Below are 16719 nucleotides of genomic sequence, written 5' to 3'. Positions count from 1 at the left end.
CGAGATGCCCGGCTCTCTTTTCTGGGAGGTCCCGACGCGGCCGGACTCCCGGTTCTCTCCCCGCGGGGTCCCGGCGCGGCGGATCGAACGCGCGCTTCCCCCTCGGGGCGGTCCCGATGCGGCCGGACAATTCGTACGAACTACCCTGACCGTCATGCCCGACGTTCTCGGTCCCGACTACGAGCTCACGGTCCTGCCGATGGCCGATGACGACGAGGGCGCGGTGGTGGCCTCGCTGGTGCGGCGACGGGCCGCCGAGCCCGCCCGCGGAGCCGTGCTCTACGTGCACGGCTTCACCGACTACTTCTTCCAGACCCACCTGGCCGACCACTTCGTCGCCGGGGGCTTCGACTTCTACGGCCTCGACCTGCGCAAGTACGGACGCTCGTTGCTGCCGCACCAGACCCGCGGGTTCGTGCGCAGCGTCACCGAGTACTTCCCGGAGATCGACGAGGCGATACGCGTCATCCGCGAGCGGGACGGGCACGACCACGTCGTCCTCAACGCCCACTCCACCGGCGGCCTGATCGCCCCGCTCTGGGCCGACCGGGTCCGCGGCCGAGGGCTGGTCCAGGCGCTGGTGCTCAACAGCCCCTTCCTCGACCTCAACGTCTCCGCCCCCGTGCGGGCCGTCGCCGACCTGCTGCGCGGGCCGCTGTCCAGGCTGCCCGCCCGCGCCGTCCTGCCCATGGTGGCCGCCACCGCGTACGGCACCAGCCTGCACCGCAGCCACCACGGCGAGTGGGACTTCGACCTGGAGTGGAAGCCCATCGGCGGGTTCGCGGTGCACGCGGCCTGGCTGGGGGCGATCCGCCGGGCGCAGCGCAGGCTGCACGACGGCCTCCGGGTGGACGTGCCGGTGCTGGTGCTCTGCGCGGAGAAGGGCCTGCGGCTGCGCGCCTTCATGCCCGAGGCCCGGGAGGCGGACATCGTGCTCGACCCCCGGCGGATCGCCCGCTGGTCGACCAGCATCGGCTCGCACGTGACGTGCGTGCGGGTGCCGGGCGGCATGCACGACCTGGTGCTGTCACCCGAGCCGGTCCGCGAGCGCGTCTTCGCCGAGATGGACCGCTGGCTCGACGGCCGCCTCTAGGCCGGTCCGCCGGAGGCGAACCCCGCGGCGACGTCGGTCCCGGTGCCGCGCGATGCCGGGTGCCCCGCCGGTGGGAAGCGGCCGTGAAAGCAGAACGCCCCATCGGTTGAGTAGAGGGCGTGACTGCCAACGTGACAGGTCTGTTCGGCCACGCCGACCCACCGGGGGAGATCAGCGACGCGGCCCTGCTCGAGCTGTCGCGTCGCAGGCCCGAACGGTTCGGTGAGATCTACGACCGGTATTTCCGCGAGATCCACGGCTACCTGGGCAGGCGGCTCGACCGGCAGGTCGCCGACGACCTCGCCGCCGAGGTGTTCCTCACGGCGTTCAGGAAGCGCGAGCAGTTCGATCCCGAGCGCGGTGAGGTGCGCCCCTGGCTGTACGGCATCGCCACCAACCTGATCGGGCTGCACCGCCGTACCGAGAACCGGAGGCTCGCGGCGCTGCGGCGCAGCGCCGCGACGCAGCCCAGCGCGGAACACGGTCACGAGGAGCGCGTGGCCACCCGGGTCGACGCCGTGAACGCCCAGGAACGGCTCGCGGGGGAGCTGCTGGCCCTGTCCGACGGCGACAGGGACGTGCTGCTGCTGAGCGCGCTGGGCGAGCTGAGCCATGAAGAGGTCTCCAAGGCACTCGGCATCCCGTACGGCACCGTCGGATCCCGGTTGTCGCGGGTGCGCAAGAAGCTCCGTGCCGCCCTGGGCGGCGTCAATCCCCTGCATGGAGGTTCCAATGGATGACTACCAGGCGGTACGGGAGCTGTTGTCCGTGCCGCCGCTGTCGCCCGGGGTGGAGCGGGCCGGACGCGAGCGGCTGGATGCCGCGTTCGCCCAGGAGCGGGCACGGTCACGCCGCAGGGTGGCCGGATGGAGTGCGCTGGGGCTCGGGCTGGCGGGCGTGGCGGCGGCGGCCCTGGTCGTCACCTCGGCGGCGCCCCCGACCCCACCCGCCCCGCAGGGCGTGATCGTCGCGCAGGACGGCAAGCGGTTCCTGCTGGCCGCCGCGACCTCGGTGGCCTCCGTGCCGGACGACGGCGCGTGGTGGGGAAGCACGCTGGTCAGCGGCCGGGAGTTCCGTGCCCCCGGCGGTGGCTACACGCTGCGGCAGAGCCGGTCGGAGGAGACCTGGATCCCGGCGGATCCGGAGGCGAGCACTTGGTACCGCTGGACGTACCTGGGAGCCGGGCCCGCGACGCCCCGGGACGAGACGGCCTGGCGCGCGGAAGGGGCGCCGACGTCGTGGACCTACGACGGGAAGGACACTCCCGGGCTGCCGACCGAGGACAGGGCGCTGGGCGTCGTACGGGCGGCGCCCGGGAAGCCGGACACGTTCTCAAGCGAGGACTGGGACTTCCGCATCGTGATGGCGGGCCGGCCGCTGACCAAGATGAACGAGCTGCCCGGCACCCCCGAGGGCGTGCGAGAGCTTCTCAAGGGCCCCGACGATCGGTCGACCGTCGACAACGTCACCCGCCTGCTCTTCTTCGCGCCGGTGACGAGCGAGACCAGGGCCGCCGCCTACCGGCTGCTGGCCTCGATGCCCGAGGTCGCCGCCGTCGGGCAGGTCACCGACGAGCTGGGCCGCACCGGGCAGGCGATCGAGTACCGGTCCGCGGAGTTTCCCACGACGGCGTACGCCGGGGAGACGCGGACCCGGCTGGTGATCGATCCGAATGACGGAAGGCCCCTTTCCATCGAGACCCGCTCCGTGGCGGACGGCACGCTCCTGGAGTTCACCGCCGTCCGGGAAAGCCACTGGGCTCACGAAAACCCACTGAAGGAGAAGAAATGAAGTATTCGGCAGCCACGGTGGCCGGGCTGGTCCTCACCGGTGTACTCACCGTTCCCGCACAGGCCGCCACCCCGCCCGAGGCCGCCTACTGGCGCGTCGAGGTGATCCACACCATGGACCATCCGCATCCGGTCGGCAGCGGCTACACCCTGACGGAGCGGTCGGTCATCGCCGAATGGCTCACGCCGGAGGGCAAGATGTGGAACGCCTTCCGCAAGCTGGGCGCCCGGCCCAAAAGCGAGAAGGACCGGGCGGCCTGGAAGGCCGACGGGTCGCCGACCTCGTGGACCTATCGCACAGAGGGTATGAAGATCTCCCTGTCCGCCAGGCCCGACAAGGGGTACGTGGGGCCGTCGAAGGGGCGGCGCGACGGCTTCGACCTGGGCGAGGGGCGGAACGTCACGTATCAGCAGCTGCAGTCGATGCCCACCGATCCCGCCGCTCTGCTGGCGTACGCCGTCAAGGACGTGAGGGCCTGGATCGACTGGGCCGTCGAGGATGCCAAGACCACCTCTCCGAATTCCAAAATCGACGACTGGCTGGTCAACCTGGATCAGTACGTGGCCGAGTACATGACCCGGCTGCTCTACCAGAACCCGGTGCCGTTCAAGGTCAGGTCCGCCGCCTACCGGGCGTTGAAGACCATCAAGGGCGTCGGCGACCTCGGCACGGTCAAGGACCCGCTGAACCGTTCCGGCCACGGGTTCGCCCTGCCGACCCTCAGGCAGAAAGCCCAGAAAGCCCAGAAGGGCCAAAAGGACTGGAAGCTCGACGAGCGGTTCGTCGTGGACACCACCACGATGACGCTGCTGGCCCACTACGTCGACTCCACCCATCGCGGCAAGAGCAGGGTCGATACCTACAAGGTCGGCTGGACGAACGACAAGCCCGCCATCCCGGCCGCCGGCTAGCACCGCCTCGCGGGCCTGCCGCCCCGGGCGGAACACGACCTGTCTCGACGGTGGGCGCGAACGGCGAGCCGTCGGCACCCACCTCTCCCAAGGGGCCTTCGCGACTCCGGGGCCCGCGCGGCACCGGGAACGCGTCGCGGGGAGAAAACCATGCGAACACCGAACCTCCAGCGTGAACGGGGCCTTCCGGCCGGCGGGGAGGGTTCGCCGAACCATCAATCGAAGGGAACACGTGAGAACCGGACGAAGAACGACGAACCTAGTGGTCGCGGGCATGCTCGCGGCGGCACTGGCGGGACCGCAGGCGGCGGGGGCCGCGAGCGGGCCCGCGCCGGTGAGCCCGGCCTCCCCGGCGACCGCCTCCCCGGTCACCGTCACGCTGATCACCGGTGACCGGGTGACGGTGACCGGCTCCGGCGCCGTCGTGGTGGAGCGGGGCGAGGGCCGGAGCGGGATCTCCTTCACCACCGACGACGGGGGCGGCCGACTGCGGGTCTTCCCCAGCGACGCGTTCGCGCCGCTGCGCGAGGGACGTCTGGACCCCCGGCTGTTCGACGTGACCACGCTCGCCGAGTTCGGCTACGACGATCGCCGGGGCGATCTGCCGCTCATCGTGACCGGCTCGGGAACAGCGGCCAAGAACGGACTGCGTTCGGCGATGACCGCGAGCGGGGCGCGGGTGACACGCGACCTGGCCGCCGTGGACGGGGTGGCCGTACGGGCGCCGAGGAAGGATCGGGCCCGGTTCTGGAACGGCGTCGTGGGCGGCGCCCACGCCCGGTCCGGCGGCGTGGAGAAGGTGTGGCTGGACGGCCTGCGCAGGCCGTCGCTGGATACCAGCGTCGGGCAGATCGGCGCGCCCGCCGCGTGGGAGAGCGGGCACACCGGCGCCGGGGTGAAGGTCGCGGTGCTGGACACCGGCGTCGACGCCACCCACCCTGACCTGGCCGGCCGGATCGGCGCGCAGGCGAACTTCACCGAGGCGTCCGGCACCGGCGACCCCATCGGGCACGGCACCCACGTGGCCTCCACCATCGCCGGCAGCGGCGCCGCCTCCGAGGGAAAGTACAGGGGCGTAGCCCCCGGAGCCGAGATCCTCGACGGCAGGGTCTGCGAGGGCGCCTGGTGTGAGGAGTCGGCGATCCTGGCGGGCATGCAGTGGGCCGGTGAGCAGGGTGCGAAGGTGGCTAACATGAGCCTGGGCACCTCCGACGTCGCCGGGATCGATCCGCTGGAGCTGGCGGTGGCGACGGTGACCGAGCGCTACGGCACGCTCTTCGTGGTCGCCGCGGGCAACGCCGGGGCCGACCGGTTGGTGAGCTCGCCGGCCAGCGCGGACGCGGCCCTGGCGGTCGGCGCCGTCACCAAGTCCGAGACGCTGGCGGAGTTCTCCAGCCGGGGGCCGCGCGTCGGCGACTCCGCGCTCAAGCCCGAGATCACCGCGCCGGGTGTGGACATCACCGCGGCGCGCTCCAAGGACTCGCCGGGCGGCGGCTCCTACACCGCCATGTCCGGCACCTCGATGGCCACCCCGCACGTGGCGGGCGCGGCGGCGATCCTGGCCGCCCAGCACCCCGACTGGACGCCCGCGACGCTGAAGGCGGCGCTGATGGGGGCGGCACGCCCCAACCCGGCGCTGGGGATCTTCGCGCAGGGCGCGGGCCGGGTCGACGTGGCGCGGGCCACGACGCAGTCGGTGACCGCCGAGCCCGGCGGCGTCAGCTTCGGCATGCAGCAGTGGCCGCACGGAGACGACGCGCCGATCACCAGGAAGGTCACCTACCGCAACCCGGGCACTTCTCCGGTGACGCTCGCGCTGTCCGTCGAGAACCAGGGCGAGCACGGGCCGTTCACGGTGAGCCCGGCGACCGTCACGGTGCCCGCGGGCGGCCGGGCCGACGTCTCGGTCACCGCCACCACCGGCACCCGGACCCCGGAAGGCGGCGTCGGCGGCCACCTCGTCGCGGCCGGTGACGGTGGCGTCCGGGTGAGCACGCCGCTGGCGGTGGAGAACGAGATCGAAAGCTACACACTCACCCTCAAGCACACCGGCCGCGACGGAGAACCGTCCACCACCTACTTCACCGTCCTCGACAGGATCGACGTCTCAGCGGGGGCCGGGGAGACCATCTTCCTTCAGGAAGGCGACGACACCGTCACCCTGCGACTGCCCAGGGGCAGGTGGGAGGTGTCGAGCAGCCTCCTCGACAGAGACCAGGGGAACAAACACGTCACCCATCTGATCCACCCGGGCCTGGACCTGACCGGGGACCAGACCCTGGAGCTGGACGCCCGGCTGGGCCGGCCGCTCTCGGTCACCGTGCCGAACGCCGCCGCCGTACAGCTCGGGGCACAGATGACCTACACGACCTCCAGTCCCCGGGGAACGCTGACCAGGGGCTTCATAACCGACCGGTTCGAGAACATGTCGGCCGCGCAGCTCGGGCCCGACCGGACCTACGACGGGGTGACCACCAAGGTCGGCGGGTTGTGGGCACAGGCCGACGCGGGTGGCGGCACCGAAGACAGCCCCCGCACCTACGATCTCGCGTGGTTCCACGAGGGGGGGATGGTCACCGGGTTCCGCCGCGCCGTCGCCCAGCGCGACCTCGCGGCCATCCACGCCGACTACGCCGCCCACCTGGGCGGTGTCCAGGGCAGGGCCTCCAGGGGCGCCCAGCCCGCAGAAGGGCGGCTCCGTCTGTATCTGACGGAGACCGGGTTCAGCACGCCGTCGGCTCCCACGCACTACGTCAACACCGACGGCGGGGCGCGCTGGATGCACTTCTTGCGTGAGTACGGCCCCGATGGGGAGAAGAGCTGGGTCGAGTCGTCCCCCGTGAGCTACACCCCCGGCCGCGCCTACCGGGAGTCCTGGAACCGGGGTGTCTTCGGCCCCGCCCTGCCTCCGGCGGGCGAGGACTCCGGGGTCCTGACCCGCACCGGCGACACGATCCAGGCGCACGTGCCGCCGTACGGCGACGGGGCCGGACGGGTCGGCTGGGCGGCGACCACCAAGGCGCGCACCGCCCTCTACCGCGACGGCGACCTGGTCGCCGAGCTGCCCTCGACGCGGGGAGAGTTCACCGTCCCGGCCGGCGCGGCGGGCTACCGGCTGGTCATGGAGTCAGAGCGGGGCGCCCCGGCCGTCCTGTCCACCCGCACCTCCACCGCCTGGACCTTCCGCTCCGAGCACGCCGGGGGCGAGGCCCCGCTGCCCCTGCCGATCTCCGTCGTCCGGTTCTCTCCCACGCTGGACGCGCACAACACCGCACCGGGTGGCGGGCCGTACGGCGTGCCGGTCAGCGTGCGGCAGCAGGCGGGCTCCGGCGCCGGGAAGTCCCGTGACCTCGTCGTCGAGGTCTCCTACGACGACGGCGCCACCTGGAGCAGGGCGAAGGTCCACAAGGGCGAGGTGAGCCTGCGGCACCCCGCCGCCGGGGGCTTCGCGTCCCTGCGGGCCACGTCCACCGACACCGCGGGCAACACCGTCGAACAGACCGTGATCCGCGCCTACCGGATCGCCCCGGCGAACTGACCGGAGGCACACCCCGCGCGGCCCGGCCGGAAGACTTCCGGCCGGGCCGCGCGGCAGGGCTTTCCAGCAGGGCCGTTCCCCGTCACGCTGTGTCCTCCGACCGGAATCTCCGGGCCCCGGCGGTGAGGTCGGCCTCGCGGCCCTACCAGGGGAACGAGAACAGGCCGTAGTAGGCCGCGGCCACCAGCAGCAGGCCGGTGCTGCCCAGCACCCCGGCGATCGCGAAGCTCTGCGGGCGCGAGGGCTGCCAGCCCTCGCGCAGCCCCGCCACGACGGCCGCCACGCCCGTGACCTCCTGCAGCAGCATCAGCAGCGCCAGGATCCTGATGACCAGCCACCCGGCGAGCACCGCGGGCCACGCCCCGGCCTGGTTGACCGAGAACAGCACGAGCAGCGTGATGAACGCCACCACCGAGACGAGCAGCCCGACCCCGGTCCACGCCATCCGGCGGAACCGCCGCCGGATCGGCGGCCAGACCAGGGTGTTGGTCTCCGCGGCCGCCGCCCGGCCCCGCAGCCGCGCGGCCATCTCGGCCACCGGCCCGACCACGTAACCGACCACGGCCAGGCAGAGCGTCAGGCCGATCACCGTACCCCCGGCGTACCAGGGGGCGGCGGGGACGTCGCTCGCCTCCAGCCGCTGGACCGGCGTGGCACCGGCGATGTGCACCGGGGGCCGGGCCGTGCCCGGCAGGCCCGTGACCCAGTTGGCCAGCGTCCGCAGGTAGTCGGGGACGAGGGGACCGCCGTGGAAGCGCATGCCGTGGTCGGCGCGGTCGAGGTAGCGGATCGTGTAGTCGCCGTTGCCGCCCTCGGCGAGCGCGCCGGTCAGCGCCTTGCTGCTCTCCACGAACGGGATCGAGGGATCGCGCGTGCCGTACAGGGCCAGGACCGGCTGTCGCATCTCGCGCAGCGCGGGCAGGCCGTCGTAGCGCAGGAAGTCCGCGTCGAAGGCGCCGATCGCGCGGATGAGCAGCTCGCGCACCCCGCTGGGCGCGTACAGCCGCTGGAGCTGCTCGCCCAGCGCCCACGTCACCTGCCGCATGGGGGAGACGTTGGGGGCCGACACCAACACGGTGAACCCGACGGCACCGTCCTCGTTGGCGGCGAGGGGCACCACCCAGCTGCCCTCGCTCACCCCCCAGAGCCCCACCCTGGCCGGGTCGACGTCCTCGCGCGAGCGCAGCTCCTTCACGACGCGCAGGGCGTCGCGGGCGAGGAGGCCGAAGTCGCGCTTGAGGAAGTCGTAGCCCACGGTCCGCTTGTCGTAGACGAGGGTGACGATCCCGGCCCTGGCCAGCCACTCGGCCTGGGTCGTGAACTCGCCCCTCACCCCGGGGCCCGCCCCCTGCACGAAGACCAGCGCCGGGTGCCGCCCCGGAGCCACCGGCGCGCGGATCGTCGCCCCCAGCGCCGTGCCGTCCTCGGCAGTGACGGTGATGTCCCGCGTGGTGATCTGCCTGTTCGCGGCGACCGGCCGGACCTCGGACGGCGGCTGGGGGGGAAGGGTCTGGAAGACCGGATCGACGCGCAGAGGGGTCGGGTCGAACGGCGGCGGCAGGGTGTACCCCACCGTCGCGAGGACCACCAGGATCAGGCCGGAGGCGACGCTCAGGACACCGCGGCCCATCTGGACATCGACGCGATCCCCGATGGTGACTCGCCTCCGTGGTCGTCGTTGTTCCGGTATCGTTCCCCCCGATCTTCAAGCGTACTCACCACCGGAAGCCCCGAACAGAGCGGGGATCCGCGTGACGTGAGTGGCCACATTTATCGCTGAGTCCTGTTAGCTTCATGCGACATGCGGGTGTTGCACACATCGGACTGGCACCTGGGCCGCTCGTTCCACCGGGAGAGTCTCCTGGCCGCCCAGGGCGTCTTCGTCGACCACCTGATCGAGACGGTCAGGTCGGAGCGGATCGACGTGGTCGCGGTCTCCGGTGACGTCTACGACCGGGCGCTGCCCTCGGTCGACGCGGTCGACCTGTGCAACCAGGCGCTGCGACGGCTGGTCGACACCCGCGTGCGCACCGTGCTGATCAGCGGCAACCACGACTCGGCCCGCCGCCTCGGCTTCGGCGCCGACCTCATCGACGCGGCGGGCGTCCACCTGCGCACCGACCCGGGACGGGTCGGCGAGCCGGTCGTCGTCGGCGACGTCGCCTTCTACGGCATCCCCTACCTGGAGCCTGAGCTGGTACGCGTCCCCTGGGAGCTGTCCGAGCGCACCCACACCGCCGCGATCGAGCACGCCATGTCCCTGGTCCGCGCCGACCTCGGGCGGCGCGGCTCCCGGTCGGTGGTCCTCGCCCACGCGTTCGTGACCGGGGGGCGGGGCAGCGACAGCGAGCGCGACATCAGCGTGGGAGGCGTCGCGCACGTCCCGGTGCGCGCCTTCGACGGCGTCGACTACGTGGCGCTCGGCCACCTGCACGGCCGCCAGCGGATGAGCGAGACCGTCCGCTACTCCGGTTCCCCGATCGCCTACTCCTTCTCCGAGACCGGCCAGACGAAGGGCTCCTGGGTGGTCGACATCGGCCCCGGCGGATACGAGGGCGCCGAGTTCGTCGAGGCCCCGGTGCCCCGGCCGGTCAGCCGTCTCACCGGCCGCATCGACGACCTGCTCGCCGCGCCCGAGCACGCCCGCTACGAGGACCACTGGCTCCAGGTGACGCTCGTCGACCGGATCCGGCCCAAGGGCGCGATGGAGCGCCTTCGGTCCCGCTTCCCGCACACGCTCGCCCTGTCCTTCGAACCCGAGGGCGGCGTCCACGAGACCGTGACCCGCGCCAGGGCGGCCGGGCGCCCCGAGATCGACGTCGCCCTCGACTTCGTCCGCGAGGTGCGCGGCGAGGCCGCCGACCCCGACGAGACCCGGCTGCTGCGGGAGGCCGTGGAGTTCTCCCGCATGAAGGAGGCGAAGGCGTAGATGCGCCCGCACCGTCTGTGGATCACCGCGTTCGGCTCCTTCCCCGGTGAGGAGCAGGTCGACTTCGACGCCCTCACCGAGGCGGGGCTGTTCCTGATCCACGGCCCCACCGGCGCGGGCAAGACCACCGTGCTCGACGCGCTCTGCTACGCCCTGTACGGCAGGGTGCCCGGCAGGCGCGACAGCGCCAAGAGCCTGCGCTGCGACCACGCGCCCCCGGGCCGGGGGCCCAGCGTGGCACTGGAGGTCACGGTCAGGGGCCGCAGGTTGAAGATTACCCGGTCACCGGCCTGGCAGCGTCCCAAGCTCAGGGGCACCGGCACGACCAGGGAGAACGAGAAGGCCCTGCTCCAGGAGCTCGCGCCCTCCGGGGAGTGGGTGGGGCTGACGACCAGGGTCGACGAGGCCGGGGAGTTCATCGGCACCCTGCTCGGTATGAACGCCGAGCAGTTCCTCCAGGTCGCGATGCTGCCCCAGGGAGACTTCGCCAAGTTCCTGCGCGCCGACGGTGAGGAGCGCCGCAAGGTCCTGGAGCGCCTGTTCTCGGTGAAGATCTACGCCACCGCCGAGTCCTGGCTCGCCGAGCAGCGCACCGAGGCGTACCGCGAGCAGCAGACCCTCCGCCAGGAGGTCGACTTCGCCGTCAAGCGCCTGGAGGAGGCCGCTGGCCCCGTCTTCTTGACCGCGCTGGCCGATCTCCCCGAACCCGGGGTCTCCGTGGAGGACGACCCGCTGGGGTGGGCCCACGCGCTTGAGGACCTCGCGCGCCTGGAGGCCGCGCGGCTGGGCGGGGAGGGAGCCGAGGGCGAGGCCGCCGTACGGCGGGCGCGCGAGAGCCTGGAACGCGGGGCCGCGCTGGCCGACCGGCGGCGGCGCCACGCCGAGGCGCTGACCAGGAGCCGGGCGCTGGAGGAGACGGCCGAGGAGCGCGCGGACCTGGAGACCATCCTGGAGGAGGCCGCGGCCGCCGACCGGGTGCTGCCGCTGATCCAGGGCGCCGAGCAGCGCGCCGAGGCCGCGTCCAAGGCCCACCACCTGGCCGCCGACGCCGTCGCCCGCGCCCTTCCCCTCCTCGGCGCGCCCCTCGACCGGTGGGGCGCCGTCCGCGACCGCACCGGCACCGCTCGCGGCGACGGCGGCGGCGACGGTACGGCAGGCGCGGCCCACGGCGGCGACGTTCGTGGTCACGCGGGTGACGGCGTCCATGGCGGCGTCCACGGCGATGTCCGTGCTGATGTTCGTGACCACGCGGCCGGCGGCGTTTACGACGAGGCCCGTGACCATGTGGCCGACGGTGTCCACGACGATGTCCGTGACCACACGGACGTCGGCGCGGACCGCCGTCACGCCGTGCTCGGCCACCTGGTCGCACTGGAGCGCGACCGCCAGAGCGAGATCACCCGCCTGGATGAGCTGCGTACGGAGGAGTCACGCCTGGCGGGAATCGTTCGGGAGCGGGAGAGAACCGCTCGCGAGATCGCCGAGCTGACCGCCGAGCAGACCGAGGCCGACACCCGCCTGGAGGTCCTCCCCGGTCTCCGCCGGGAGCTGGACGAACGTCTCACCGCCGCGCGCCTGGACGCGGCCCGCGTCCCCGCCGCCGAGTCGGCGCTGGAGGGCGCCACCACCCGCCTCCGGGCGGCCGAGCACCGCGACCGTCTCGCCGCCGACCTGTCCGCCGCCCGCGCCGACCTCGCCGCCAGACTGGCAGCCTTCCCCCCGGAGGTTCGTGAGGCCCTCCCCGGGGGGATTCGCGACGACGCCCCGGCCGAAGCTCACGACGCGCTCGGCGCTCTCGGCGCCGGGACCCGCCACGGGCCTCCCGGCCGAGACCACAGCACGCTCGGGACCGGTTTCCGCCGCGACGGTGCCGAGGCCGATCCGCTCGTCGGCCCCGATGAGATCGGTGCGGCCCTCGACCCCGGTGAGATTCGCGAGGTCCTCACCGCCAGGGAGCGGGAGTGCGGGCGGGAGCTGGCCGGGCTGGAGGGGCTGCGGGTCGAGGAGACCCGGCTGGCCGAGCTCGACGGGCTGATCGCCGCGCTCGACACCGAGCTCCCGGAGGTGGCCCGGCAGGAGGCCGAGGTCCGCGAGATCCTGGAGCGGCTGCCCGCCGCGTCGGCGGAGGCGTCCGCCCGGCTGGGCGAGGCCAGGGCCGCCGCGGCGGGGATCCCGGCGGCACGGGCGAGCACCGAGACCGCCGCCGCGGTGCTCGCCGCGGCACGGCGCCGCGAGATACTCCGCGTCGAGCTGGAGTCCGCGCGCGCCGCGCAGACCGAGGCCGTCGACCTCGCCCAGGCGCTCCGCGACCGGCACCTGGACATCCGGCGGTCCAGGATCGACGGCATGGCCGCGGAGCTCGCCGCCAAGCTCGCCCCCGGCCACCCCTGCGCGGTCTGCGGCTCACCCGACCACCCCGCCCCCGCAGCCCCGGCCGACCGGGCGCCCACCGCCGACGACGAGCGCGCCGCCCAGGGCGCCTACGAGGCGGCCATGGAACGGCGCCAGGCCGCGGGAACCACCGTCACGACGCGGGTCTCCAGCCTCGACGAGGCACTCGCCGTCGCCGGGGACGTGACCGGGGAGGAGGCGGGGGAGATCCTCGCCGAGGCGGGCCGGAAGCTGGAGTCGCTGACCTCCGCCGCGAGCGCCGAGGAGACCCTCGCCGCCGAGGTGGAGCGGATCGCCGCCGAGCTGGACGGCGCGCGGACCCGGGCCGCGGAGATCGACCGGCGGCTCGCCGAGGGTCACGCCCGCCGTACGGGCTGGCAGGCCGAGCGCGAGCGCCTCACCGCCCGCCTGGACGTCGCCCGGGGTACCGATCCCACGGTGCGGGCCCGCCGCGACCGCCTGGCACGGGAGGCCGCGCACCTGTCCTCCGCGCTCACCGCCGCGACCCGCGCCCTCGAGGTCGCCGCGGCCCACCGCGAGGCGAGCGACAGGACGGGCCTGGCCGTACGGGACGCCGAGGGCGAGCTCACCGAGGCGGAGCGGGCACTGGCCGCGCTCCGCGAGTCGGCGGGGGCCGAGACGGTGCTGGCGGCCGAGGCCGGGCGGATCGCCGCCGAGTTCGAGCGGCTCGGGGAGCGCTCGCGAGAGCTCGCCGTCGGGCTCGCCTCCCGCCGCACGAACGTCGAAAGGCTCGGCGCCGACGCCGAGCGGCTGGCCGGGCGCATCGACGAGGCGCGAGGCCAGGACCCGACGCTGGCCGCCAGACTGGACCGGCTGGCCGACGAGGCCGCGCTGCTGCGGGAGGCCGTCGAGGCGGTCAGGGACGAGCGGGTCACCGCCGCCGAGCTCGTGACGGCCAGAGACCGGGCGCTGGGCGCGGTCGTCGAGGCGGGCTTTTTCGGGCTCGACGACGCCCGCGCGGCCCTTCGCTCTCCTACGGAACGGGAGGAGAAGGCCGCCCGGCTCCGCGAGCTCGCCCAGGAGGGCGCCGCGGTCGCCGCGATGCTCGCCGACCCCGAGCTGGTCGCCGCCGCGGCCGAGCCCGAACCCGACCTCGCCGGGCTGCGCGACGCGCGGGACGCGGCCGACGCCGCCCACGCCCGCCTGCTGTCCGAGCGGGACCGGGGCGAGGCCCGGCTGGCCCGGCTGGCCGCGCTCCGCGTCGAGCTGGCCGCCTGCCGACGACGCTGGGAGCCCGCCGACGAGCGGCACCGCCTGACCGAACGGCTCGCCACCCTGACCGGCGGAAACTCCACCGACAACCGGTGGAAGATGCGGCTGTCGTCCTATGTGCTCGGCGAGCGCCTCAGCCAGGTGGTCGAGTCGGCCAACGAGCGGCTCGACCACATGTCGGGCGGGCGCTATCTCCTGGAACACAACCGCGACCGCTCGGCCGGAGACCGGAGCAGGTCCGGCGGCGGGCTCGGCCTGCACATCCTGGACAGCTGGACCGGCGTGGGCCGCGACCCGGCGACCCTCTCCGGCGGCGAGAGCTTCATCACCTCGCTCGCCCTCGCCCTCGGCCTGGCCGACGTGGTCAGCGCCGAGGCCGGGGGAGTGGACCTCGGCACGCTCTTCGTCGACGAGGGCTTCGGCACCCTGGACGAGGACACCCTCGACGGGGTGCTCGACATCCTCGACGGCCTGCGCGACGGCGGCCGGGCGGTCGGCATCGTCAGCCACGTCGCCGAGCTGCGCACCCGGGTGCCCGCGCAGCTGCACATCCGCAAGGAGCGCCGGGGTTCGACCGTCCGCCAGTGAGCAGGGGGAGCGGTCACCGTGGCGCGGCGGGAACAACAAACTTCGGGGACGTGTTCGTGCCGGGCTCGCGCCGGTACGTCGACCCGGGCACCTACCTGCCGCCCCCCGGAGGGGGGAGCCGCGCCGGGAGGAGTTCCGCGCCCTGGTCCGCAAGCCCGCCGGCGCCGCCCCGGCGATCGAGCGCGGGCATCGCATCATGCCTACGGCAGGCGGGGGCCGAGAGCCTGGAAGGCTTCCACGAGGGCGTGAACGGCGCCGCGCCGGTCGGCGCGCCGGCGTGCGGCGTGAAAGACCACGGGAGCGGCGCCGGTCAGCGTCACCGCACGCAGGTCAGAGCCCAGGAGCGGAGCCATTTCCGCAACGGTGGTCATCACGGCTGTCTCATCGGCGGTCTGGCGCAGGACGTGGGTGAGGTCCCCGGCGTCGATCTCGACCAGGCGTGCCTCGCGGCGTGGCCGCACGTCCCCGAGCCAGAACTGGCTCATCCACTCGTCGGCGCCGGCCGGGTTGTACAGGATCGGTTGCTCGCTGAAGTCCTCCACGTTCATCGCCTCGGCGCCGGCGAGGGGGTGCCGGGCGCCGACCACGCCGATGCGCTCGGTGGTCATCGTCAGGGGGTATGAGTCCACGTCGGGATGTCGCACGGGCGCGGTGGTCCACAGGACGTCCACCCGATGCTCGGGCAGGCAGCGGGTGAGCGCCGGAAAGGGAACGTCCCGGCTCACCAGCCGGGCCTCGGGGAAGTTGCGGCGGACCTCTCGGGCGAGACCGGTCATGTCGGTTCGTCTAAGGAGCGCGCCGATGCCGGCGGGGACACCGACCCGCAGTGTGTACCGGGCGGGTGCGGCCCGAGCCCTCTCGCGGGCGGCGTTGGCCTGAGCGATCAGGGGTTCGGCGGCGGTCGCGAACCGCCGGCCCGCGGAGGTCACGGCGAACACACCCGCGGGACCCCTCTCGACGAGGGTGACCCCGACCTGTCCTTCCAGACGCTGGATGCGCTTGGTCAACGCCGACGAGGTCAGGTGCAGCCGCACGGCCGCCCGCCCGTAGTGCCTCTCCTGCACCAGCACCAGGAAGTTGGCGACCAGACCGAGATCCAGATCCATGCGTACCTCTGCGGTGTGGATGAGCCGGGCGACCGACTCAAGATTCCGAGTCAGGGATATCGGCTCAGCGGTCGCTACTTTGATTCTCCGGCGGCTGTCAAGACCCGGTTCCTCATTGGAAGGAGGAGGAGGTCACGCCCCGCCGATGCGCGTAGAACAAAGTCACCGGTCAAAGGACAAGGCCGTGATCGACTTTGTTGTGCAGGCTCTCACGGGAGGTGATCCTCGAACGCATAAGGAACGTGGCGTCTTCGCCGAAAATGCCCGAAATGGAGATCCGAAACTCGATCCTGGAACGTGACCTAGGCCCATCTCCCAAAGCACCGCCGCTCATCCCGCATGGGAAATCGCCCGCCACCGACAGTGGTAGATCATACTCGCCGAAAGGACGAAACGAATGATGGACATCCTGCGGAAGTCTCGCCTGGGACTGATGCTCGCAGCGATCGTCGTGGTCTTCTCAGTGACCATCCCGGCCACCGCCACCGCCACCGCCACCGCCACCACGATCAATGCTCCGCTGAGCTGGCACTCGGGCTTCTTCGTCAAGAACATCTGCTACGAGGACGCCCGCTCGTTCTCCCAGGGCGCACTGAAGCGCCACGGGTACCGCACCGTCTACAACCCGCCCAACGCCGTTCTGGGTAGCAACGGCACCACCATCGTCGAGGTTTCCTACGCCCCGGCGCAGACCAGTTACAGGCCGGGCACGATCGCCAAGGTCCACTTCACCGTGACCGCCGTCTCCAACACTTCAAGTCTGGCCGAGATCGCCCGCAACCGTGTCCGCGAGAGCATCGTCAGGCAGGGCTACTTCGACTACTGCTGATCACCGGTGAGGAGAGTCCGTACGACTGATGCGCAGGGCCTGGACAGGCCACCAGGCTTCACCTGAATCATCCAGCGGCGGCTTCCAGTGCCAGAAAAGCGCCATAAATACCATGAAAAGGATCCGTAGGCGTGACCATGGGGTGCACTCATGCTGACCGCCGCAGTGACGGCAATTGTTCACGACAAGAACCGGCTCCGAGTCGGTGTGGCCGTAGATGCTTACGCAGCCCGGCGAAGCCGCCGCTTGAGAGAGCGGAGCGGTACGCGGAGCCACCCGAGATGCGCACCAGCGGGGTCCGGTAAAAACG

The 16719-nt window shown here is 72.7% G+C and carries 10 protein-coding genes; 8 read left to right on the top strand and 2 right to left on the bottom strand.

Annotation, left to right across the window (positions count from 1 at the left end; all coding sequences use genetic code 11):
- Positions 1–154 precede the first annotated feature (154 nt).
- The 5 genes from OG587_RS38235 (at position 155) to OG587_RS38215 (ending at position 7333) form a co-directional block, all read left to right on the top strand.
- Positions 155–1093 carry an alpha/beta hydrolase gene (locus tag OG587_RS38235; protein ID WP_329083692.1) on the top strand — a complete coding sequence of 313 codons (939 nt, stop codon included), beginning with the start codon at positions 155–157 and terminating at the stop codon, positions 1091–1093.
- Positions 1094–1212: 119 nt separating this feature from the next.
- Positions 1213–1833, top strand: a complete 621-nt coding sequence (locus OG587_RS38230) for an RNA polymerase sigma factor (protein WP_329083691.1) — start codon at positions 1213–1215, stop codon at positions 1831–1833.
- Entirely contained in the window at positions 1826–2884 is a 1059-nt protein-coding gene (locus tag OG587_RS38225; RefSeq protein ID WP_329083690.1) for a CU044_5270 family protein, read from the top strand. The genes OG587_RS38230 and OG587_RS38225 overlap by 8 nt, the downstream gene beginning before the upstream one ends.
- A complete protein-coding gene (locus tag OG587_RS38220) occupies positions 2881–3795 on the top strand; it encodes a hypothetical protein (protein WP_329083689.1) in 915 nt (304 codons plus the stop codon). The genes OG587_RS38225 and OG587_RS38220 overlap by 4 nt, the downstream gene beginning before the upstream one ends.
- 232 nt (positions 3796–4027) lie before the next feature.
- Positions 4028–7333, top strand: coding sequence for a S8 family serine peptidase (locus tag OG587_RS38215; protein ID WP_329083688.1), 3306 nt, complete (start codon positions 4028–4030; stop codon positions 7331–7333).
- A 142-nt stretch (positions 7334–7475) separates the two neighbouring features.
- Here the strand turns inward: OG587_RS38215 and OG587_RS38210 are convergent, their stop codons facing one another.
- Positions 7476–8963, bottom strand: a complete 1488-nt coding sequence (locus tag OG587_RS38210; RefSeq protein WP_329083687.1) for an alpha/beta hydrolase family protein — start codon at positions 8961–8963, stop codon at positions 7476–7478.
- A gap of 171 nt (positions 8964–9134) precedes the next feature.
- On the opposite strand from OG587_RS38210, the gene OG587_RS38205 reads away from it, so the two are divergent.
- Both OG587_RS38205 and OG587_RS38200 read left to right on the top strand, forming a co-directional pair.
- Positions 9135–10262, top strand: coding sequence for an exonuclease SbcCD subunit D (locus OG587_RS38205; protein WP_329083686.1), 1128 nt, complete (start codon positions 9135–9137; stop codon positions 10260–10262).
- The gene (locus OG587_RS38200) at positions 10263–14474 is read left to right on the top strand and encodes an AAA family ATPase (RefSeq protein WP_329083685.1); all 4212 of its coding nucleotides are present in this window, start codon (positions 10263–10265) and stop codon (positions 14472–14474) included.
- Between the two features lie 200 nt (positions 14475–14674).
- On the opposite strand, the gene OG587_RS38195 is transcribed toward OG587_RS38200, so the two are convergent.
- Entirely contained in the window at positions 14675–15580 is a 906-nt protein-coding gene (locus OG587_RS38195) for a LysR family transcriptional regulator (protein ID WP_329083684.1), read from the bottom strand.
- A gap of 397 nt (positions 15581–15977) precedes the next feature.
- Here OG587_RS38195 and OG587_RS38190 point away from each other — a divergent pair, with 397 nt between their 5' ends.
- Positions 15978–16409 (top strand): hypothetical protein, encoded by a 432-nt coding sequence (locus OG587_RS38190; protein WP_329083683.1) that lies wholly within the window; start codon positions 15978–15980, stop codon positions 16407–16409.
- Positions 16410–16719: the final 310 nt, after the last annotated feature.

It is taken from the genome of Streptosporangium sp. NBC_01469, assembly GCF_036227305.1.
Taxonomy (GTDB): Bacteria; Actinomycetota; Actinomycetes; order Streptosporangiales; family Streptosporangiaceae; genus Streptosporangium.
The sequence above is the reverse complement of the archived record's forward strand: the minus strand, read 5'-3'. Positions and strand labels throughout refer to the sequence as shown.

What these genes read in the sequence shown, in the direction of transcription:
- OG587_RS38235 (WP_329083692.1), top strand. Translation starts at nt 155, where the DNA reads ATGCCCGACGTTCTCGGTCCCGACTACGAGCTCACGGTCCTGCCGATG.
- OG587_RS38225 (WP_329083690.1), top strand. Translation starts at nt 1,826, where the DNA reads ATGGATGACTACCAGGCGGTACGGGAGCTGTTGTCCGTGCCGCCGCTG.
- OG587_RS38220 (WP_329083689.1), top strand. Translation starts at nt 2,881, where the DNA reads ATGAAGTATTCGGCAGCCACGGTGGCCGGGCTGGTCCTCACCGGTGTA.
- OG587_RS38210 (WP_329083687.1), bottom strand. Translation starts at nt 8,963, where the DNA reads ATGGGCCGCGGTGTCCTGAGCGTCGCCTCCGGCCTGATCCTGGTGGTC.
- OG587_RS38205 (WP_329083686.1), top strand. Translation starts at nt 9,135, where the DNA reads ATGCGGGTGTTGCACACATCGGACTGGCACCTGGGCCGCTCGTTCCAC.
- OG587_RS38200 (WP_329083685.1), top strand. Translation starts at nt 10,263, where the DNA reads ATGCGCCCGCACCGTCTGTGGATCACCGCGTTCGGCTCCTTCCCCGGT.
- OG587_RS38195 (WP_329083684.1), bottom strand. Translation starts at nt 15,580, where the DNA reads ATGGATCTGGATCTCGGTCTGGTCGCCAACTTCCTGGTGCTGGTGCAG.
- OG587_RS38190 (WP_329083683.1), top strand. Translation starts at nt 15,978, where the DNA reads ATGATGGACATCCTGCGGAAGTCTCGCCTGGGACTGATGCTCGCAGCG.